The 18,897-nt window shown below is 70.2% G+C and carries 19 protein-coding genes; 4 read left to right on the top strand and 15 right to left on the bottom strand.

Annotation, left to right across the window (positions count from 1 at the left end):
• Positions 1-445: 445 nt before the first annotated feature.
• Positions 446-1,735, top strand: a complete 1,290-nt coding sequence (locus tag ACIBI9_RS22620; RefSeq protein ID WP_397224115.1) for an MFS transporter — start codon at positions 446-448, stop codon at positions 1,733-1,735.
• Here the strand turns inward: ACIBI9_RS22620 and ACIBI9_RS22615 are convergent.
• Positions 1,732-2,466 (bottom strand): metallophosphoesterase family protein, encoded by a 735-nt coding sequence (locus ACIBI9_RS22615; protein ID WP_397224114.1) that lies wholly within the window; start codon positions 2,464-2,466, stop codon positions 1,732-1,734. The two genes, ACIBI9_RS22620 and ACIBI9_RS22615, sit on opposite strands and share 4 nt — an antisense overlap.
• Before the next feature lie 119 nt (positions 2,467-2,585).
• Between ACIBI9_RS22615 and ACIBI9_RS22610 the strand changes: the two genes are divergently transcribed.
• Positions 2,586-3,188 carry a Uma2 family endonuclease gene (locus ACIBI9_RS22610; protein WP_397224113.1) on the top strand — a complete coding sequence of 201 codons (603 nt, stop codon included), beginning with the start codon at positions 2,586-2,588 and terminating at the stop codon, positions 3,186-3,188.
• Between the two features lie 7 nt (positions 3,189-3,195).
• Here ACIBI9_RS22610 and ACIBI9_RS22605 read toward each other — a convergent pair whose 3' ends face one another.
• The 9 genes from ACIBI9_RS22605 to infC all read right to left on the bottom strand — a co-directional run bounded on the left by ACIBI9_RS22605 (position 3,196) and on the right by infC (position 10,934).
• Positions 3,196-3,429 carry a hypothetical protein gene (locus ACIBI9_RS22605; protein ID WP_397224112.1) on the bottom strand — a complete coding sequence of 78 codons (234 nt, stop codon included), beginning with the start codon at positions 3,427-3,429 and terminating at the stop codon, positions 3,196-3,198.
• Between the two features lie 28 nt (positions 3,430-3,457).
• A complete protein-coding gene (locus ACIBI9_RS22600; protein WP_397224111.1) occupies positions 3,458-3,706 on the bottom strand; it encodes a hypothetical protein in 249 nt (82 codons plus the stop codon).
• 63 nt (positions 3,707-3,769) lie between these two features.
• On the bottom strand, positions 3,770-6,325 hold the full coding sequence (locus ACIBI9_RS22595) for a phenylalanine--tRNA ligase subunit beta (RefSeq protein ID WP_397224110.1): 2,556 nt from the start codon (positions 6,323-6,325) through the stop codon (positions 3,770-3,772).
• A complete protein-coding gene (gene pheS / locus ACIBI9_RS22590) occupies positions 6,325-7,365 on the bottom strand; it encodes a phenylalanine--tRNA ligase subunit alpha (RefSeq protein ID WP_397224195.1) in 1,041 nt (346 codons plus the stop codon). The genes ACIBI9_RS22595 and pheS overlap by 1 nt, the downstream gene beginning before the upstream one ends.
• Before the next feature lie 130 nt (positions 7,366-7,495).
• Positions 7,496-8,587: an ATP-binding protein gene (locus ACIBI9_RS22585; protein ID WP_397224109.1), complete on the bottom strand. Its 1,092-nt coding sequence runs from the start codon at positions 8,585-8,587 to the stop codon at positions 7,496-7,498.
• A gap of 50 nt (positions 8,588-8,637) precedes the next feature.
• The gene (locus tag ACIBI9_RS22580) at positions 8,638-9,441 is read right to left on the bottom strand and encodes a TrmH family RNA methyltransferase (protein WP_397224108.1); all 804 of its coding nucleotides are present in this window, start codon (positions 9,439-9,441) and stop codon (positions 8,638-8,640) included.
• A 177-nt stretch (positions 9,442-9,618) separates the two neighbouring features.
• Positions 9,619-10,002, bottom strand: coding sequence for a 50S ribosomal protein L20 (rplT, locus tag ACIBI9_RS22575; RefSeq protein ID WP_185077087.1), 384 nt, complete (start codon positions 10,000-10,002; stop codon positions 9,619-9,621).
• A gap of 24 nt (positions 10,003-10,026) precedes the next feature.
• A complete protein-coding gene (rpmI, locus tag ACIBI9_RS22570) occupies positions 10,027-10,221 on the bottom strand; it encodes a 50S ribosomal protein L35 (RefSeq protein ID WP_043622108.1) in 195 nt (64 codons plus the stop codon).
• A 125-nt stretch (positions 10,222-10,346) separates the two neighbouring features.
• Entirely contained in the window at positions 10,347-10,934 is a 588-nt protein-coding gene (gene infC / locus ACIBI9_RS22565) for a translation initiation factor IF-3 (protein WP_090945400.1), read from the bottom strand.
• Positions 10,935-11,269: 335 nt separating this feature from the next.
• Here infC and ACIBI9_RS22560 point away from each other — a divergent pair, with 335 nt between their 5' ends.
• Positions 11,270-11,515, top strand: coding sequence for a type II toxin-antitoxin system Phd/YefM family antitoxin (locus ACIBI9_RS22560; RefSeq protein WP_397224194.1), 246 nt, complete (start codon positions 11,270-11,272; stop codon positions 11,513-11,515).
• On the top strand, positions 11,512-11,778 hold the full coding sequence (locus ACIBI9_RS22555; RefSeq protein WP_397224107.1) for a hypothetical protein: 267 nt from the start codon (positions 11,512-11,514) through the stop codon (positions 11,776-11,778). Before ACIBI9_RS22560 ends, ACIBI9_RS22555 begins: the two co-directional genes overlap by 4 nt.
• On the opposite strand, the gene ACIBI9_RS22550 is transcribed toward ACIBI9_RS22555, so the two are convergent.
• The 5 genes from ACIBI9_RS22550 to alaS all read right to left on the bottom strand — a co-directional run bounded on the left by ACIBI9_RS22550 (position 11,750) and on the right by alaS (position 18,896).
• Positions 11,750-12,607 carry a shikimate dehydrogenase gene (locus ACIBI9_RS22550; RefSeq protein WP_397224106.1) on the bottom strand — a complete coding sequence of 286 codons (858 nt, stop codon included), beginning with the start codon at positions 12,605-12,607 and terminating at the stop codon, positions 11,750-11,752. The two genes, ACIBI9_RS22555 and ACIBI9_RS22550, sit on opposite strands and share 29 nt — an antisense overlap.
• Before the next feature lie 319 nt (positions 12,608-12,926).
• Positions 12,927-14,072 carry an endolytic transglycosylase MltG gene (gene mltG / locus ACIBI9_RS22545; RefSeq protein WP_397224105.1) on the bottom strand — a complete coding sequence of 382 codons (1,146 nt, stop codon included), beginning with the start codon at positions 14,070-14,072 and terminating at the stop codon, positions 12,927-12,929.
• Between the two features lie 211 nt (positions 14,073-14,283).
• Complete coding sequence (gene mltG / locus ACIBI9_RS22540) at positions 14,284-15,507, bottom strand: endolytic transglycosylase MltG (protein ID WP_397224104.1); 1,224 nt, start codon at positions 15,505-15,507, stop codon at positions 14,284-14,286.
• A gap of 235 nt (positions 15,508-15,742) precedes the next feature.
• Positions 15,743-16,222 (bottom strand): Holliday junction resolvase RuvX, encoded by a 480-nt coding sequence (ruvX, locus tag ACIBI9_RS22535; protein ID WP_397224103.1) that lies wholly within the window; start codon positions 16,220-16,222, stop codon positions 15,743-15,745.
• Between the two features lies 1 nt (position 16,223).
• The gene (gene alaS, locus ACIBI9_RS22530; RefSeq protein ID WP_397224102.1) at positions 16,224-18,896 is read right to left on the bottom strand and encodes an alanine--tRNA ligase; all 2,673 of its coding nucleotides are present in this window, start codon (positions 18,894-18,896) and stop codon (positions 16,224-16,226) included.
• Between the last annotated feature and the right edge of the window lies 1 nt (position 18,897).

The raw sequence follows: 18,897 nt of genomic DNA, 5'->3' as shown, positions 1-18,897 counted from the left end.
CCAGGCTGCCGCCTCGGAGCTGCTCGCCAGGCGCGAGCGGTTCGGTCGAGATGCCGTACACGCGGCGAAACGCCCACCAGGCGTTACGCCCCTCCAGCCTGGCGCCCTCCAGCCTGGCGCCCTCCGGCCCGGGGCCCCTCCAGCCCGGCTAAATCCGCCTGGCCCCTTCCGTCCGGCACTTCCCGCCTGGCCCCTTCCGTCCGGGGCTCCTTCCGACCCCAGGCCCCTCCGCCATGGAGCTCCTCTGGCACAGCCCTCTCCGGGCCCACCGCCTCCGGGACCGGTACCTTCCTGCCCCAGGGCCCCTCCCCGTGCGGCGCCCCTTCCCCTCCCATGGGGCCCTTCTCCGAGGGACCTCAGCCACGGTCGGCGGCAAAGGGACGCGCCAGCTCACGCCCGAAAACGATTTGCCCCGATCATCACCCGAGACGGAAAATTGACGCTCGTGCCCACCGGACTGAAGCGCCTCCTGCGCCACTTCACCATCGACCTGAGCCCCCTGCGCGACTCCCGCGACTACCGGCTCCTCTTCGCCTCGGGCGTCATCACGATGTTCGGCACGTTCATCACCATGGTCGCGGTGCCGTACCAGATGAAGCAGCTGACCGACTCCTACTTGGCAGTCGGCCTGGTCAGCCTGGCGGAGTTCGTCCCGATGGTGGTGTGCGGCCTGTGGGGCGGCGCGATCGCCGACGCGCTCGACCGCCGCAAGATCATCGTCCTGAGCGAGCTGGGCCTCCTGGTCACCACGGGCGCGCTCATGGTCAACGCGATGCTCCCCACCCCGCAGGTCTGGGTCCTGTACGTGATGGGCGCAGTCTCCACGGGCATCTCCTGCCTGCAGCGACCCAGCCTGGAGGCAGTGTTCCAGCAGGTGGTCAAGCACGAGCAGCAGGGTGCGGCGGCGGTGCTGGCGAGCATGCGCTGGAACTTCGGCGCCATCGTCGCCCCGGCGCTGGGCGGCCTGCTGGTGACCTCCTTCGGCCCGGCGGCGGCGTACGGCATCGACACGCTGAGCTTCGTGCTGTCGCTGGCGCTGCTGTGGCGGATCAGGTCGCTGCCGCCGGCCGAGGACGCCGCCCCGGCGTCGCTGCAGTCGCTGGTCGAGGGCGTGCGGTACGCGGTGCGCCGCCCCGACCTGATGGGCACGTATCTGGTGGACATCGCGGCCATGGTGTTCGCGATGGGGACGTCATTGTTCCCGTTCCTGGCCGACGAGCTGCGTGCTCCGCAGGCGCTGGGACTGCTGTACTCGGCGGGAGCGGTGGGCGCGCTGGCCGCCTCGATCACCGGCGGCTGGGCGGCCCGCGTACACCGCCAGGGCCTGGGCGTGATCATCGCGGCCGCGCTCTGGGGCGTGGCGGTGGCCTCGTCGGCGCTGGCCCCCAACGTCTGGGTGGTGTTCGTCTGCATCGCCTTCGCGGGGGCCGCCGACATGGTCAGCGGCATCCTCCGCATGACGATGTGGAACCAGACGATCCCGCCGGAGCTGCGCGGGCGGCTGGCCGGGATCGAGCTCCTGTCGTACGCGTCCGGCCCGATGCTGGGCAACGCCCGCGCCAGCCTGATGGCCAACTTCGGCGGCACCCGCTTCTCCCTCGGGGCGGGTGGCCTGCTGTGCGTGGGCGCCGTGCTCGGCCTGGCCGCCGCACTGCCTTCGTTCCGCAGGTACGACGCCAGGACCGACGAGCACGCCCTGGCGGAGAAGGCCCGCAGGGAGGCCGCCGCCGCCTAGGTGTACTTGGCGAACACCCGCAGCGCCTCGGCGTCGGAGTGGACGTCGGTCACGTAGTCGGCCACCCATTCCTCGATCCCGTCGAACCCGCTCTCCCGCACCAGCCGCTCCCCCACCCGGGCGGCGTCGAGCGGGGTCCGGCGCAGGGTCACGGCCCCGGTGTCGCCGTCCAGCAGCGCCCAGTGCGCCCCGCTCCGCCCGTACGGCATGCCGACCGACCCCGGGTTCACGACCAGCACCCGATCGGCCAGCCGTACGAAGGGCATGTGCGTGTTGCCCAGCACCACGGTGCCGGCACTCTCGCCGGCCAGCACCTCGGCCCACCGCTCCAGCGAGCTGTCCACGAGGATCATCTCCTCGTCGCTGCGCGGCGTCGCGTGCACGAACAACGTGGTCCCCAGCCGCCCGAGCTCGACCACCTGCCGATCGGGCAGCCCGGCCAGCAGCTCGACCTGATCGTCCCGCAACTGCTCGGCCGCCCACTGGGATACCGGATACGCGCTGGCCTTCCCGCGCGCCGCCTCGACCAGCTCCCTGTCGGCGTTCCCGTTGACCCACAACGCCCGCTCACCGAGCGAGACGAGCACGTCCAGCGTCTGCACCGGCATCGGCCCGGCGGCCATGTCCCCGGTCAGCGCGACCACGTCGGCCCCGGCCACCTCGGGCTCGGCCAGCACGGCCTCGAGCGCGGGCAACACCCCATGAATGTCGGACAACACTGCGATACGCATACGGCCACTCTCCCCCACCAGACCCGCCACCATGGACCGCGTTCGCGCCCGACGAACGCTCATGCTGTGTATGTGTGCATTCACAGGGCGTGAGCGCATTAGATTGGTAGCGTTGGACCATGACGGCCGAAGCGGTGATCCAAGAGATGACGCATCCCTCACTGCCCGACTGGGTGTTTCCCCCGCCTGGAGGGTTCGTCGCGGAAACTCTCGATCACATTCCGGATTTGCCTGCGCACACAGAGTTGATTGATGGAAGCTTGGTCTTCGTGAGCCCCCAAGGAGCCTTCCACATGCGCGTTGTCTCGTTCCTTGAGAACGAGCTGCGCCGTGCGGCACCGCCAGAGCTACGTGTGCGTCGCGAGATGACCATCATTCTCGGCCCCAGCCAGCGCCCGGAGCCCGACCTCACGGTGATCAAGGCCGACGCCGCACGCGACGACGAGACCTTCTACGAGGCACGACATGTAGTCCTCGCCGTGGAGGTTGTCTCTCCCGAGTCCAAGGACCGCGACCGTCACCGCAAACCGCAACTCTACGCCGAAGCCGCGATTCAACACTTCTGGCGGATCGAGAAAAACTCGGGCAAGCCTACGGTCTATGTCTATGAGCTGGATCCCGCCACCGGCTCCTACGCCATCACCGGCATCCACCACGAATGCCTCAAACTATCCGTCCCCTTCGACCTGGCCATCGACCTCACCGAGATCGACCAGCTCTGAGCCGGGCTCAGCCCGCCTCGCGCCACCCCTCGTACCGCTCCACCAGCTCGTCCACCTTGGCCAGCGCGCCCTCGTCCACCCCTTCGACGACGACCAGCCACTGCGCGTCCTCGGCGTCGTCCTCCCCGGCCAGCGTCTCCCGCACCACCCGCGGCATCCCGAGCGCCGGAAACCACTCCCCGAGCGTCTCCGCGACCTCCTCGGCGTCGTCCCGCTCGGCGAACACCAGCAACTGCCTCATGCGACGGCATTCTGCCATCCCAGCCCGTTCACCTCGAACGACTGCCCAACCACTCCGGGCTGATCGACGGCAGCGTGGTCTTCTTCGCCCCCAAGGCCGCCATCCCCTCCTGCGCCGTGTCCCTCGCGACACCAGGTCCCGCGGCAGGAAGCGCAAGCCGCGCCTCCACGCCGAGGCCGGGATCCCGCACTTCCGGCGCGCCGAGACCGGCCGGCTGGTCGTGCACGTCCACGAACTGGACCCAGCCACCGGCGCCTACGCTCTCACCGGTGGCCACCGGGACAGGCTCAAATAAAAGGGGCTGGTACGGCGTCCGCCGTACCAGCCCCGTGAACGCGAGTCAGGAGCTACGGAGCTGAGCGCCCACGCGGTCGGCCGCCATGGCCACCCCCGCGTCGCGAGCCGCCGTGGTCTCCTCCACCGTCAGCGTCCGGTCCGCGGCGCGGAAGCGCATCGTGTAGGCGAGCGACTTGTTCCCCTCGCCCACCTGCTCCCCCGCATAGACGTCGAACAGCCGGATCGACTCCAGCAGCTCCCCTGCCCCGTCGCGCAGGGCGGCCTCCACGTCGGCCACCGGGGTGAAGTCGGGCACGATCAGCGCGACGTCCTGCGTGGCCACCGGGTAGGCCGACACCGACGGCGTCTGGACCGGGCCCGGCATGGCGGGCTCCAGACGCGACAGCTCCAGCTCCATGGCCGAGGTGCGCGGCGGCAGCCCGTACGCTTCGATGACGCGCGGGTGCAGCTCACCGGCGTGCCCCACCAGCGTGTCGCCCACGTAGAGGGCGGCGCACCGGCCGGGGTGCCAGGGCGCGTGCTGGTCGGCGCTGATGGACAGCTCCAGCCGCGCCTCGCCCGCGACCAGCCGCGCGGCCTGCACCGCGTCGGCCCAGGAGGCGGCGCGACCGCTGCCCCACCAGCCGGACCGCTCGAACTCCCCGGCCAGCACCACCGCGACTCGCAGCGGCTGGTCGGGCAGCGCCGACTCGATCGAGGCGAGCTCCTCGGCGGTCGGCCGGCGCTCGATCCCGAGCACCGGCGCCACCTCGGGAGCGCCCTCGCGCGGCCGGTAGACCGGCCCCATCTCGAACAGCGCCACGTCCGAGAACCCGCGCCCGGCGTTGCGCACCAGGGTCTTGAGCAGCCCTGGCAGCAGCGTCGTGCGCATCAGCGGCTCGTCCTCCGACAGCGGGTTGGCCAGCCGCATGGCGCGGCGGCGCGCGTCGTCGGCGGGCAGGAGCAGCCGGTCGAAGTCGTCGGGGCTGATGAACGGGTAGCTGAGCACCTCGACGTAGCCGCCCTCGGCCAGCGCCCGGCCGACCCGGCGACGCAGCCGCTGGCCCTCGGTGAGCCCCGCCCCGGCGGGGGCGGAGGGCAGCATCGACGGCAGGCTCTCGTAGCCCTCCAGCCGGATGACCTCTTCGGCCAGGTCGTTGGGGTCGGTGAGGTCGGGCCGCCAGGACGGCGGCGTCACCGTGATCATGTCGTCGCCAATGACGGCCAGCTTGGCCGCCAGGGCGCCGCCGGTCACGACCCCGGTCGGGTCGACGCCGCCCTGGCGCACGGCCGGGTCGTCGCCGTCGACCACGACGCAGCCGACCTGCTGAAGCCGGGAGACGACGGTCTCCTTGGAGTAGGCGACGCCGGCCACGGTGCCCGGGTAGCTCGACGGGATCGCGATGCGCGCGGGCGACACCTCGACCTCGGCGTGCGTGACCCCGGGCTGGATGCTCCCGCCACCCAGCTCGGCCAGCAGCTGCACGGCCCGCCACGAGGCGACGAGCGGCAGCTCCCGGTCGACACCGCGTTCGAAGCGCTTGGACGACTCCGACACCAGCCCGTTCCTGCGCGACTCGCGCGAGATGCCGGTCGCGGAGAAGTGGGCGGCCTCGATGACGATGTCGGTCGAGGCGTCGGAGATCTCGGTCTCCAGCCCGCCCATGGTGCCGGCCATCGAGATCGGCCCCGACTGGTCGGTGATCAGGATGTCGTCGGGGTCGAGCTCGCGTACGACATGGTCGAGCGTCTCGAGCCGCTCGCCCGCGGCGGCGCGGCGCACGACGATCTCGCCGCGCAGCTTGCCGCGGTCGAACGCGTGCAGCGGCTGCCCGAGCTCCAGCATCAGGTAGTTGGTGATGTCGACGGCCAGCGACACGGACCGCATGCCGGCGCGCGTGAGGCGTATCCGCATCCAGAGCGGGCTCTGCGCGGCGGGATCGAAGCCGGTGACCTCGCGCAGCACGAACCTGTCGCACGCGGTCGGGTCGGCGATCGACGCCGGCCACGCCGTGCCGGTCTCGGCGGGCAGCTCGACGTCGGCGGGGTCGCGGAACGCCACCCCGAACCCGGTCGCCGCCTCGCGGGCCACGCCCCTGATCGACAGCGCGTAGCCGATGTCGGGCGTGATCTCCAGCTCGATCACGTCGTCGCGCAGGCCGAGCAGCTCGACCACGTCGGCGCCGATCGGGGTGTCGGCCGGCAGCACCATGATGCCGCCGTGATCGTCGCTCAGCCCGAGCTCGCGCTCGGAGCAGATCATGCCCTCCGACATGCGCCCGTACGTCTTGCGCGCCCCGACCTCGAACCCGCCGGGCAGCACGCCGCCCGGCAGCACGACGGGCACGCGGTCACCGGCGACGAAGTTGGTGGCGCCACAGACGATCTCGCGCGGCGTCGCCTCGCCGGTCTCGACCTTGCAGTGCCGGATCGGCTTCTTGAAGCCGCTCAGCTCCTCGATCTCGAGCACCTCGCCGACGACGACGTTCTTGACGTCGTGGCCGTGCGAGGTGATCGACTCGAGCTTGAGCCCGGCGGCCGTGAGCTTGTCGGCCACCTCGTGGGCGGTGACCGCCGGGAGATCGACATACTCCCGCAGCCAGGAAAGCGGGACCTTCATCAGATCTCCATTCCGAACGGGAGCGTGAAGCGCACGTCTCCCTCGACCATGTCACGCATGTCCTCGGCGTTGTGGCGGAACATCAGCGTCCGCTCGATGCCCATGCCGAACGCGAACCCGGAGTATCGCGACGGATCGACGCCGCAGGCGATGAGCACGCGCGGGTTGACCATGCCGCAGCCGCCCCACTCGATCCAGCCCTCCGACTTGCAGGTGCGGCAGGGCGGGTTGCCGGGGATCGCCGAGCTGCCGCGGCAGACGAAGCACTTGAGGTCCATCTCGGCGGACGGCTCGGTGAACGGGAAGTAGTTGGGCCGGAAGCGGGTCGTGATGCCCTTGCCGAACATCACCTCCGCGAACCGGTCGAGCGTGCCCTTGAGGTGGGCCATCGTCAGGCCCTCGTCCACGGCCAGCCCTTCGGTCTGGTGGAAGACCGGGGTGTGGGTGGCGTCGAGCTCGTCGGTGCGGAACGTCTTGCCCGGCGAGATCACGTAGACCGGCAGCTCGCGCTGGAGCAGCGCGCGGATCTGCACCGGCGAGGTCTGCGTGCGCAGCACCATGCCGGAGTCGGTGGACCCGACGAAGAAGGTGTCGTGGTCCGAGCGAGCCGGGTGGTCCTTGGCGATGTTGAGCGCGTCGAAGTTGAACCACTCGCCTTCGAGCTCGGGGCCCTCGGCCACTTCGTAGCCCATGGCGACGAACGCGTCGGCGATGCGCTCCTGCAGCGTGGTCAGCGGGTGGCGGGCGCCGCGCGGCCGCCGGTCCCACGGCAGGGTGACGTCGACGGTCTCCTCGACGAGCACCCGCGCGTCGCGCTCGGCCTCGAGCTCGGCCTGGCGGGCGGCGAGCGCTTCGTTGATCGCCTTACGGGCGGTGCCGACGCGCTTGCCGGCCTCGGCGCGGGCGGCGGGCGGCAGGGCGCCGATCTCGCGGTTGGCCAGGGCGATGGGCGAGCGGTCGCCCGCGTGCGCCAGCCTGGCCTGCTTGAGTGCGTCGAGGCTGTCGGCCGCCTTGATCGCCGCGATGGCGTCGGCCTCCATGCGGGACACCTCGTCGGCATGCAACGGTGTCACCTCGACGGGGTCGTAGTCAGACAAGAGTGAGCTCCGTATCCAGGGCTTGAGCGGAAAAGAGTCTAGTGGGGCCCGCCCACCGGGGCCGACTCGATCGCTAAGGGGTGGCGAAGTCGGGCGTGCCGGTGGGCACGGTAAATCGGAACTCCGCCCCGCCCTCGGGCGCCCGCTGCACGGTGATCGTGCCGCCGTGCGCCTCGACCAGGCCCTTGACGATGAAGAGGCCGAGCCCGGTGCCACCGCGACGGCGGCTGTTGCCGCCTCGCCAGAACTGCCTGAAGACGCGCGGAGCCAGCTCGGGCTCGATGCCCTCGCCCTCGTCGCGCACCGACACGGCAACTCCCCATCCGACGGACTCGATCTCGATTGTCACAGTGCCGCGCCCGTGGCGCAGCGCGTTTTCCACCAGGTTACCCAGGATCTGGTCGATCTTGTCCTGGTCGAGCCACATCTCCGGCAGGTCGTCGCCGACGATCAGGCGAAAACGGCCCTCGGTCTCGCCCGCCGCGACCCGGCCCGCGACGAGCCTGCGTACCCTGGCGGGGATGTCGACGACCTGGCGGCGCACCTCCAGCCGCCCCGACTCGATGCGCGAGACGTCGAGCAGCTCGGTGATGAGCCTGGTGACGCGGTCGGCGTCGTTGTTGACGGTCTCGAGCATGACGCGCTTCTGCTCGTCGGTGAAGCGCTCCCACTTGGCCAGCATGGTCGCGGTGAAGCCCTTGACGCTGGTCAGCGGCGAGCGCAGCTCGTGGGCCACGGTGGAGACCAGGTCGGCGCGGCTGCGCTCCAGCCGTGCGCGGGCGCCGCCGTCGCGCAGGGTGATCGTGACGCGCTCGACCTCGCCGCCGCGCTCCGGCTCGCGTACGAGCCTGGCCGCGACGTAGAGCTCCTGGCCGCCGGGCAGGTGCAGCGGCCGCTCCGGCACCCTGCTCCTGATGCGCAGCCCGCCCTCGGGGTCGAGCGCCTTCCACCAGTCGCGCCCGTCGTGGTCGCGGAACGGGAACACATCGCTCATGTGCCCGCCCACCGCGCGCTCCATGGCGACGCCGGTGAGCCGGGCGGCGGCCCGGTTGACGGCCAGCACGCAACCGTCTCGGTCGGTCACGATGAGGCCGTCGGGAAGGTCGTCGATGGCTATCGTGCACGCGGCGGCCACTACTCGCCCGTCGGTGTCTGCGCCGTGCACGACCTCGCCCCCTCCGCCTACAACGCCGACAATAGCGGGTTTCCCGCCGCCTAGGGCACTCGCTGAGCCCTAGCCGAGGAGTAAAGGCATACCGCCGCGGCGGTGGCCAGGTTCAGGCTTTCCGCCTGTCCGTAGATGGGCACTCTGACCACATCGTCGGCCTCAGCCAGTACGTCCTCCGGCAGTCCCCAGGCTTCGTTGCCGAAGATCCACGCGGTGGGTCCGCTAAGATCAACATCGTCGAGCGTGTGCTTGCCCGCGCCGTCGGCCGCCAGCACGCGCAGGCCCCGCTCCTTGAGTTGACGCACGGCGGCGCTCACCGGTGCACCGATGACGACGGGCAAGTGGAAAAGGCTGCCGACGCTGGCGCGTACGCACTTGCCGTTGTACGGGTCCACGGAGGCGTCGGTGAAGATCACCGCGTCGGCGCCGGCGGCGTCGGCCGCCCGCATGACGGTGCCGGCGTTGCCCGGGTCGCGCACGTGGGCGAGCACGGCGACCAGGCGCGGCTGCTCCGGCAGCGCCTTGTCCAGGGGCACGTGCACCAGCGTGCAGACGGCCACCAGCCCCTGTGGGGTCACGGTCTGGGACAGCTCCGACATGACCTCGCCGCTGGCCCGGTGCACGGGCACGCCCTTCAGGCGGGCCTCCGTGATCAGCTCGGGGTGGCGCAGCTCGGCCTCGGCGGTGCTGAACAGCTCCAGCGTCACGCCGTCGAGCTTGAGCGCCTCGCGCACCGCCTGCGGCCCCTCGGCCAGGAACCTGCGGTCCTGTTCCCTGAAGGCCCGCTTGGTGAGCCGCCTGGCCGCCTTCACCCGCGGCGACTTCACGTTGGTCAGCTCGGACCCGGCCATGCTCTCTCCCTGTCCCACACGGCGGCGTCACTCACGGCAACGCCTTACACAGCAGCGTCCCTCACCGGAACGTCCCACCTGGCGACGTCGCTCACGGCAACGCCCCACACAGCAACAAAGGGCCCACCGTCATCGGTGGGCCCCTCGATTAAGACGATCGCCTCAGCTCGCGGTTCTTCAGCTCGCGGCCGGAGCGTTCACGTTCGCCGGAAGCGCCTTCTTGGCGGCCTCGACGAGCGTGGCAAAAGTCTGGCTGTCGTTGACCGCGAGGTCGGCCAGGATCTTGCGGTCGACCTCGACGCCGGCCAGGCGCAGACCCTGGATCAGGCGGTTGTAGGTCATGCCGTTCTGGCGGGCGGCGGCGTTGATCCGCTGAATCCACAGACGGCGGAAGGTGCCCTTGCGGTCCTTGCGGTCCCGGTAGGCGTACGTCATCGAGTGGAGCATCTGCTCCTTGGCCTTGCGGTACAGACGCGACCGCTGGCCGCGGTAACCGCTCGCCCTCTCGAGGACGACCCTGCGCTTCTTCTTGGCGTTGAGCGCCCGCTTCACGCGTGCCATGTTTCTTCTCCCCGGGGAATCGCGCTACTTAGCGAGCAGCTTCTTGATCTTCTTGGAATCGGCGTCGGAAAGGACGACCTCGTTCTTGAGACGGCGCGTCAGCGTGGACGACTTCCACTCGTTGTAGTGCGCGCGGTTGGCACGGCGACGCTTGATCTTGCCGGTGCCGGTAAGCCGGAACCGCTTCTTCGCACCGCTGTGCGTCTTCATCTTCGGCATGTCGCCGTCTCTCCTCGTTTCGGTCGTGCCACGGGCCGGGCCGGTGCTGGGCCGACCCGGTCGCGGCGTCTTCGTCTGCTGGTGGCTGAATCGGGGCGCTCTGTAAGGCTAACCCCAACCGCGGGTCATCCTTCCTGTGGGGAAGTGTCCTCGCTGCCACGCTGTGCCTTGGCGGCGGCCTTTTCGGCCTTGGCCTCGGCCTTCTTCTTGTGCGGACCGATCACCATGATCATGTTACGGCCGTCCTGCTTGGCGTGGGACTCCACGAAACCGAGCTCCTGGACGTCGTCCGCGAGCCGCTGCAGAAGCCGGAAACCCAACTCCGGCCGGGACTGCTCGCGACCACGGAACATGATCGTGACTTTGACCTTGTCTCCCGCCTTGAGGAACCGCACCACATGACCCTTCTTGGTCTCGTAGTCGTGCGGGTCGATCTTCGGCCGGAGCTTGATCTCCTTGATGATCGTGTGCGCCTGATTCTTGCGCGCCTCGCGCGCCTTCATCGCGGACTCGTACTTGAACTTGCCGTAGTCCATGAGCTTGCACACGGGCGGTCGAGCCGTGGCCGCGACCTCGACGAGGTCGAGGTCGGCCTCCTGGGCGAGCTTCAGGGCGTCGTGAATCGAGACGATGCCTACCTGCTCGCCGTTCGGGCCCACGAGGCGAACCTCGGGAACTCGGATACGCTCGTTGATGCGGGGCTCAGTGCTGATGGGGCCTCCTAGGTTTGCGATCCCTACGTGCTCGTCGTGCCGGGAGCTCCTCGCCAACGCGAAAAGCCCCGCACGTCGCGCATGCGGGGCCACTGAGCTCTTCGGCTTTCGTGGCCTTTGAGCTCCCCGGAGTAGTCCGGCGTGATCCTGGACCCGTCCGCCTTCCGGCGACTCAGGTGGGAGGGAGACCTCCGCTTGCGCGTCCAGCAATGGCATGCCGGACCGATCAGAGAGCTACATTACCACAACGACCAGGCGTCCTCGAATCATCCCTGCTGGCCCAGCCCCGTCCACCAAACTTCTGTCTAGTCTAGACAGGAGTGACCAAATGACAGCTGCAAGAGGCCAAGCAGCACTTCAGTGAAGTCGTCAGGAAGGCTCACGACGAGGGGCCGCAGATCGTCACGAAGCACCGCAAGGACGTGGTGGTGATCCTGGACATGGAGGAATACCGCCAGCTCAAGGGCAAGCAGCCGGACTTCAAGGAGTTCCTGCTGTCGGGTCCCGACCTGAGCGCGCTCGACCTCACCCGCGACAGGAGCACCGAGATGCGCGACATCGATCTCGGAGACGACGAGTGAGCTACCTCCTCGGCACCAACGTCGTGTCGGAAATGACCAAGCGCACCAAGGACGACAGCGTGCAGGCATGGCTGGACACCATCACCGGGCCCAGCCTCTACCTGAGCGTCATGGTGTTCGGCGAGATCCGCAAGGGCATCGAGCTCCTGCGCCGCCGCGACGTCGTGCAGGCGCACGGCTGCACCCTCGTTACCCGCAACGTCAAGGACTTCGTGGGGCTCGACGTCGAGACGATCAACCCGTTCGACTGGCCGACCGCCTAGCGAGCTCCGCCTCGCCGGCCGCGCGCATGGCCTCCACCGGCACATCCGTCCGGCCCGTCATCAGCTCCACCTGCCGCACCGCCTGGTGCAGCAGCATCGCGAACCCCCCGACCACGGTGCCGCCCGCAGCCCGGACGGCCTCCGCCGCGCTGGTCGGCCAGGGTGAGTAGACCACGTCGAAGAGCGCGGGCACCCGCGCCAGCCGGTCGGCGAACGCGTCCGCCGCCCCGCCCGGCAGCGTCGAGACCACCAGATCCACCCGCGTGAAGGCGTCGAGCTTGTCGAAAGTCTCCACCGCCAGCGCCACGCCCAGCCGCTCGGCCACCTCCACCGTCTCCCCCGCCCGCGCGGGGTCGCGTACCAGCAGCGTCGCCGAGAACAGCCCGAGGTTACGCAGCGCCGCCAGCGTCGAGGCCGCCGTGGCGCCGCCGCCCAGCACGGTCGCGGAGCGCGGCGCGGGCACGCCCGCCTCGGCCAGCGCCTGCTCGATGCCGTAGACGTCGGTGTTGTGGCCGTGCCGCCGCCCGTCGCGGAAGACCACGGTGTTGGCCCCGCCGACCTCGACGGCCAAGTCGGACACGGTGTCGAGCAGGGGCAGCACGGCCCGCTTGAGCGGCATGGTCAGCGACAGCCCCGCCCACGGGTGCTCATCGTCGGTGACCTGGCCGCGTACGGGCACCAGCTCGCCCAGCAGCGCGGGCAGCCGCGCCTCGTCGCACTCGAACGCCTCGTAACTCCACCCGTCGAGGCCCATCGCCTGGTACGCGGCCCGGTGCAGGTAAGGCGAGAGCGAATGACCGATGGGCGACCCCATCACCGCAGCCCGCATCCACACTCCTTCCGAACATGACGACCCTATCGCCCCGTCACCCACGCTTCGCCGCTCGGACGGCCCAGGGGGCGCGCGTCACGGCGGGTCGTCGCATCACCTGAGGAGCGTCCCTTGGACGGGCGGCGGCGCGCGTCGGCGGGAGGTGCCCACCGTGCGCAGCCGTAAAGGATGGGTGTCTCCCCCACGAGCCCGCAACCCGCCGGACGGCGGCCCGCAAGGACGGGTGTCCCGCGCGGGCTGGATCGCACGGAACCGGCCCCAAAAGGACGCCCGCCCACCGTGGGGTGGGCGGGCGGGTGGAGCGTCGGACCGCCGGTCAGCCGCCGTTCTTGCGGTATTCGGCCAGCAGCGCCTGCCGCTCGGCCTCCGTGGTGGCGAACTTGGTGACGTTGCTCTTGGGGTCGGTGGCGACGAAGTAGAGCCAGGGCCCCTTGGCGGGGTTGAGGGCGGCCTCGATCGCGTGGTCCCCGGGGTTCGCGATGGGCCCGGGAGGCAGGCCGAGGTGCAGGTACGTGTTGTACGGGCTCTTGGTCTTCGTCTCCGCGAACGAGGCGGCCGTGCCGTACTTGTTCAGCGCGTACATGACCGTGCTGTCCATCGCCAGCTTCATCTGCGGCTTGCTCTCCAGCCGGTTGTAGATGACGCGGGCGATCTTCGGCATGTCCTCCTGACGACCCGCCTCGGCCTGCACGATGCTGGCGATGACCATGATCTCGTGCGGCGTGTGGCCGAGGGTCTTGGCGCCGCTCTCGAGGTCCAGCTGCTCAGCCGTCTGGTTGAACCGCTTGACCATCGCCGCCAGGATCTGCGTCGGCGTGCTCTTGGGCTGGACCTCGTACGTGGCCGGGAAGGCGTATCCCTCAAGCTTGCCCTTGGCGTATTTCGGCAGGTCGAGCTGGTCCACGTCCTTGGCCGCCGCGGCGAACTCCTTGACGGGCTTGCCGGTCTCCTCGGCCAGCGTCTTCAAGGTGTCGGACAGGCGCAACCCCTCCTTGAGGGTCACCTTGGCGAGCAGCCGGTTGTCCGGGATGAGCAGCGCCACCGCGCTCGCGGCCGACATCTGCTTGCGCAGCTTGTACGAGCCGGGCTGCAGCGAGCCGCTCCTGTTGGCGTTGCCGATCGCGTTGGTGAACGCCCTGGCGCTGGCCACGACTCCCAGCCGCTCCAGCTCCTGCGCCACGTCCGAGGCGCTCTGGCCGTCCTTGATCTCCACGACGACCTCGCCGGTGCCCTGGCCGGTGTAGTCGTCGGGCACGAGCGCGTCGCTGAGCCACAGGTAGCCGTAGTAACCGCCACCGCCGATGATGCCCGCCAGCACGACGAAGGCGAGCAGCGGCGCAATGAAGCCGCCACGGTTGCGGCGCCGACGCCGCCGGCGGCCGCCACGGCCGCCGCGATTGCGCCGGGTACGACCGCCGTCGTCCTCGGCGCCGAGGAGAGTGTTCAGATCGAGATCATTCATAGGTGCGCTGGCCAATCTCCCGGTACGACCGGCCTGGCGTCAAGCGAAACCGCCAAACCGGCTTGGGTCACCGAGCGGAACTGGGGGGTCCGCCGGACATGCTCCCACGACCAGCGGAGATCACTCTGGGTAGCCATGCTAAGGGATGGAAAGAGGGCGCATGCCCCGTTTTGGGGCATTTGCGCCGGGACGGAGGGGGTCCCGTCGAACATCAACTCGTCCCGAGGTTCTTGTTCAGCTCTTCCCGGTATCTCACGAACTCGCTCTCTTTGTTAGTGAATTTGGTGATTCTATGCGCCGGATCCGTCGTCACAAACCAGTGCCAATCGCCTTGGGCTGGGTTCAGGGCTGCCAACAGCGCCTTCTCCCCCGGATTCGCGATGGGTCCGGGCGGCAGCCCTTTGTGCCGGTAGGTGTTGTAAGGAGAGTCGACCTTGGTGTCACGCTCCGTAATCTTCAGACTCCGCCGGTTCTGCGCGTACAGGACGGTGCTGTCGATCTCCAGCGGGGTGCCCTTCTGGAGGCGGTTGTAGATCACCCTGGAGATCTTCGGGTAGTCGGCGTCGACCCCGCCCTCGGCCTGGATCATGCTGGCCACCGTGACGGCCTCCAGCGGCGTCAGGTGCTTGCGGGCCGCCTCCCGCTCCAGCCCGATCTGGCGGGCGGCGAGCCGGAAGCGTTCGACCATCGCCGCGAGCACGTCCACGGCCGTGTCGCCGGGCTCGATCTCGTACGTCGCGGGGAACAGGAACCCCTCCAGCCCCTCGGCGTACGAAGGCAGGCCGACGAGAGCCTTGTCGACGCCCTGCAGCTCCTTGAGCGGCAGCCCGGCCAGTTTGGCGACGCGGGCCAGCACTTCGGACGTCCGCAGGCCCTCGGGAACGGTGACGCGCCGCACCACCCTGGACGACGGCGCGAGCAGCAGGTCGAGCGCCGCCTTGGCGGCCATGCCCTTGCGCAGCCGGTAGTGTCCGGGCCGCAGCCGGTTGGTGACCGCGCGCTCCTCCGTCTCCCGTACGAACGACTGCGCGCTCGCCACCACCCCGGCCTCGGCCAGCGCGGAGCCGATGGCCTGCGCGCTCGAGCCCGGCGCGATCCGCACCGTCACGGCGCCGCTGCCGGGGCCGTCGAAGTCGTCGGGGCTGAGGTACGGCTTGAGCACCGCGATCCCACCAGCCCCCAGGCCCACCAGGGCCACGATCAGGCCCGCGGAGACCATCCCGGCCTTGCGCATGGCCCGCTGCCGGGGCGCGGCCGGCCCTGCGACCTCCGCCTCCGCCGTATCAGGGTCCGTCGTAGCATCGGGCTCGGGCCGCCGTGGCTCCTGCCTCGGCTCGCGCTCCGCCGGGTCCTCCGGCGTCCCCTCCGCGGAGTCGCCGGAGGAGAACGGGATCACGTCGCCGAGGTCATCCTCACCCTCGGGCCTGCCGTTCACGCGGCCACCCCACCGTCAGCCGAGCAGAGGGCCGGAAGCCCCGCAGCCGCACGGTCGCCCTGAACCCTCGTAGGCGCCCCGCCGTCAGCCGAGCAGAGGCTCCGATCCTTCGAGGCCGTGCCCCGCGCGCCTGTGCGCGCCGCCCGCGCGTGGGCGCCCCGGCGGACCTGCGGCCACGTCGTGGCCGTGTCCCGTGCCGTGTGCGCCGCGGGCGCGACCCCCGTGTCGCGCGCGCTCATGAGGCAGGTCCGTCGGCCGCTGGGGGCGGTACGACGGGCCTGCCTGGGGGTCTTTCGGTGGCGCGTTCGGAGTCGAGCGCGTCCTGCAGCAGCACGACGGCCGCGGCCTGATCCACGACGCCGCGCTGCTTCTTTGCCTTCATGCCGCTGGCCCGCAGCCCGTGCGTCGCGGCGACCGTGGTCAGCCGCTCGTCGAACAGCCGCACGGGCGTCGGCGCGAGCCGGACCGCGAGATCGGCGGCGAACTGGCGGGCCAGCCCCGCCGCCTGTCCCTCGCGTCCGGACAGCGAGGTGGGCAGCCCCACGATCACCTCGATCGCCTCGTGCTCCGCGACGATCGCGGCGATGCGGTCGAGGTCGCCCTTGCCTCGCTTGACGGTCTCGACCGGCGTGGCCAGCAGCCCGGAAGGGTCACTGCGGGCCACGCCGACGCGTACGGATCCGACGTCCACGCCGATCCGCGTGCCGAACCTCATATCAGCCGAGCTGATCCGCGATAGCCTGCTCGACCAGCTGCAGCGCGTCGCCGATCGCCTCCGGCCGTGTGCCGCCGCCCTGCGCGACGTCGTCCTTGCCGCCACCGCCACCCCCAAGAGCCTTGGCGGCGACGCCGACCAGCTGCCCGGCCTTGAGCCCCCGCTCGCGCCCCGCCTCGTTGACCGCGGCAACCACCACAGGTCGGTCGGAGGGGACGCCGGCGATCACGACGACCGCCGGCCGGTCCGCCGGGAACCTGCCACGCACATCCAGCGCGAGCTTACGCAGATCATCCGCACCGGTGCCATCAGGCGCGCGGTGTGTCACAACGGAGACTCCGCGCAGGTCACCGGCCTTGGCGGCGAGATCGCCGGCCACCTGGAGCACCTGGGCGGAGCGGAGCTTCTCCAGCTCCTTCTCCGCCGTGCGCAGCCGGGTGACGATGCCGTCGATGCGCTCGGGCAGCTCCTCGCGGCGCGCCTTGAGCTGCTCGGTGAGCTGCGCGACCAGCACGCTCTCGCGCGCCAGGAAGCGGAAGGCGTCGATGCCGACGAGCGCCTCGACGCGGCGCACGCCCGCGCCGACCGACTGCTCGCCCAGCACCTTGACCAGGCCGAGCTGGCCGGAGCTGTGGACGTGGGTGCCACCGCACAGCTCGCGCGAGTAGTCGCCGATCTCGACGACGCGGACCTCGTCACCGTACTTCTCGCCGAACATGGCCAGCGCGCCCATCGCTCTGGCCTCCGCCTGCGAGGTGTAGAAGGCGTTGACCTTGAGGTCGTTGATGAGCACGGCGTTGACCTCGTCCTCGACGTCGCGCAGCACGCTGGGCGGCACCGCGCCCGCCGCGGTGAAGTCGAAGCGGAAGCGGCCGGGCGAGTTCTCCGAGCCGGCCTGGGCCGCCGTCTCGCCGAGCGCGTTCTTGAAGCCGCGGTGGACGAGGTGGGTGGCGCTGTGGCTGCGCGAGATCGCGCGGCGGCGCTCGAGGTCGATCTCCGCCTGCGCGTCGTCGCCGACCTTGAGCTCGCCGCTGCGGATCTTGCCCCGGTGCACGACCAGGCCCGCGAGCGGCGTCTGCACGTCGACGATCTCGACCTCGCCGCCGCTGGTGCGGATCACGCCCTGGTCGGCGAGCTGGCCGCCGCCCTCGGCGTAGAACGGGGTGCGCCCGAGCACGACCTCCACGGTCGTGCCCGCACCCGCCGCCGGAACAGGCACGCCGTCGACGAGGATGCCGACCACGCTCGTGTCGGCCTCGGTCTGGTCGTAGCCGAGGAACTCGACCTTGCCCGCCTTCTCCAGGAGCTGCCCGAAGACGGAGATGTCGGCGTTGCCGGTCTTCTTCGCCGCGGCGTCGGCCTTGGCCCGCTCCCGCTGCTCCTTCATGAGCCGGCGGAAGCCCTCCTCGTCGACCTTGAGCCCCTGCTCGGCCGCCATCTCCAGCGTCAGGTCGATCGGGAAGCCGTAGGTGTCGTGGAGCTGGAACGCCTGGTCGCCGGAGAGCGTGGTGCCGGACTTGCGCTTGGTCTCCTCGACGGCCACGTCGAAGATCGCGGTGCCGGTGCGCAGCGTGCCCAGGAACGACGCCTCCTCGGCGTCGATGACCGCGTGGATCTGCGGCGCGTCGGCCTTGAGCTGGTCGTACTGCTCGCCCATGACGTTGATCGCGACGTCGGTCAGCTCGTGCATGTAGCGGTCGTCGCCGGAGCCGAGCAGGCGCAGGTTGCGGACGCTCCTGCGCAGGATGCGGCGCAGCACGTAGCCCCGGCCCTCGTTGCTGGGCAGCACGCCGTCGGCCACCAGCATGGTGCCGGTGCGGACGTGGTCGGCGATCACGCGCAGGCTCACGTCGGCCCGCGCGTCGCGCCCGTAGCGGGTCTTGGTGAGCTCGGCCGCCTTGTCGAGGATCTTGTACGTGGTGTCGATCTCGTAGATGTTGTCGACGCCCTGCAGGATCGCCGCCATGCGCTCGAGGCCCATGCCGGTGTCGATGTTCTTCGCCGGCAGCTCGCCCGCCACGTCGAAGTCGACCTTGGTGCGGACCTGGCTGAGCTGGTACTGCATGAAGACGAGGTTCCACACCTCGAGATAGCGGTCCTCGTCGGCGACGGGACCGCCCTCCTTGCCGTATTCGGCGCCGCGGTCGTAGTAGATCTCCGAGCAGGGTCCGCCGGGGCCGGGCACGCCCATGTGCCAGTAATTGTCCTCCAGGCCGCGCCGCTGGATGCGGTGGTCGGGCAGGCCGACGCGGTTGCGCCAGATGTCGTAGGCCTCGTCGTCGTCCTGGTAGACGGTGGCCCACAGCTTGTCCTCGGGGAAGCCGAAGCCGCCGTCGGACTCGGAGCGGGTGAGCAGCTCCCACGCGAACGGGATCACTTCGGACTTGAAGTAGTCGCCGATGGAGAAGTTGCCCAGCATCTGGAAGAACGTCGCGTGCCGCGTGGTCTTGCCGACCTCGTCGATGTCGGGGGTGCGCACGCACTTCTGCGCGGTAGCCAGCCGTGACGCCGGAGGCTTGCGCTGCCCCAGGAAGTACGGCTTGAACGGCACCATACCGGCATTAACCAGGAGAAGCGTGGGGTCCTCAGCGATCAGGCTGGCCGAGGGCACTACCTTGTGCCCACGCTCCTCGAAGAAGCGCAGGAAGCGGCGGGCGATCTCTGCCGACTCCATG

The sequence above is a fragment of the Nonomuraea sp. NPDC050451 genome (assembly GCF_044458585.1).
This window is presented reverse-complemented; position numbering and strand designations above follow the sequence as displayed.

Bases quoted from the DNA above. Each gene is read 5' to 3' on its own strand.
- ACIBI9_RS22610 (WP_397224113.1), top strand. From the start codon at position 2,586: ATGACGGCCGAAGCGGTGATCCAAGAGATGACGCATCCCTCACTGCCC.
- ACIBI9_RS22615 (WP_397224114.1), bottom strand. From the start codon at position 2,466: ATGCGTATCGCAGTGTTGTCCGACATTCATGGGGTGTTGCCCGCGCTC.
- rplT (WP_185077087.1), bottom strand. From the start codon at position 10,002: ATGGCACGCGTGAAGCGGGCGCTCAACGCCAAGAAGAAGCGCAGGGTC.
- mltG (WP_397224105.1), bottom strand. From the start codon at position 14,072: ATGAATGATCTCGATCTGAACACTCTCCTCGGCGCCGAGGACGACGGC.
- rpmI (WP_043622108.1), bottom strand. From the start codon at position 10,221: ATGCCGAAGATGAAGACGCACAGCGGTGCGAAGAAGCGGTTCCGGCTT.
- ACIBI9_RS22550 (WP_397224106.1), bottom strand. From the start codon at position 12,607: ATGCGGGCTGCGGTGATGGGGTCGCCCATCGGTCATTCGCTCTCGCCT.
- ACIBI9_RS22595 (WP_397224110.1), bottom strand. From the start codon at position 6,325: ATGAAGGTCCCGCTTTCCTGGCTGCGGGAGTATGTCGATCTCCCGGCG.
- ACIBI9_RS22605 (WP_397224112.1), bottom strand. From the start codon at position 3,429: ATGAGGCAGTTGCTGGTGTTCGCCGAGCGGGACGACGCCGAGGAGGTC.
- ruvX (WP_397224103.1), bottom strand. From the start codon at position 16,222: ATGAGGTTCGGCACGCGGATCGGCGTGGACGTCGGATCCGTACGCGTC.
- alaS (WP_397224102.1), bottom strand. From the start codon at position 18,896: ATGGAGTCGGCAGAGATCGCCCGCCGCTTCCTGCGCTTCTTCGAGGAG.
- ACIBI9_RS22580 (WP_397224108.1), bottom strand. From the start codon at position 9,441: ATGGCCGGGTCCGAGCTGACCAACGTGAAGTCGCCGCGGGTGAAGGCG.
- pheS (WP_397224195.1), bottom strand. From the start codon at position 7,365: ATGGAGGCCGACGCCATCGCGGCGATCAAGGCGGCCGACAGCCTCGAC.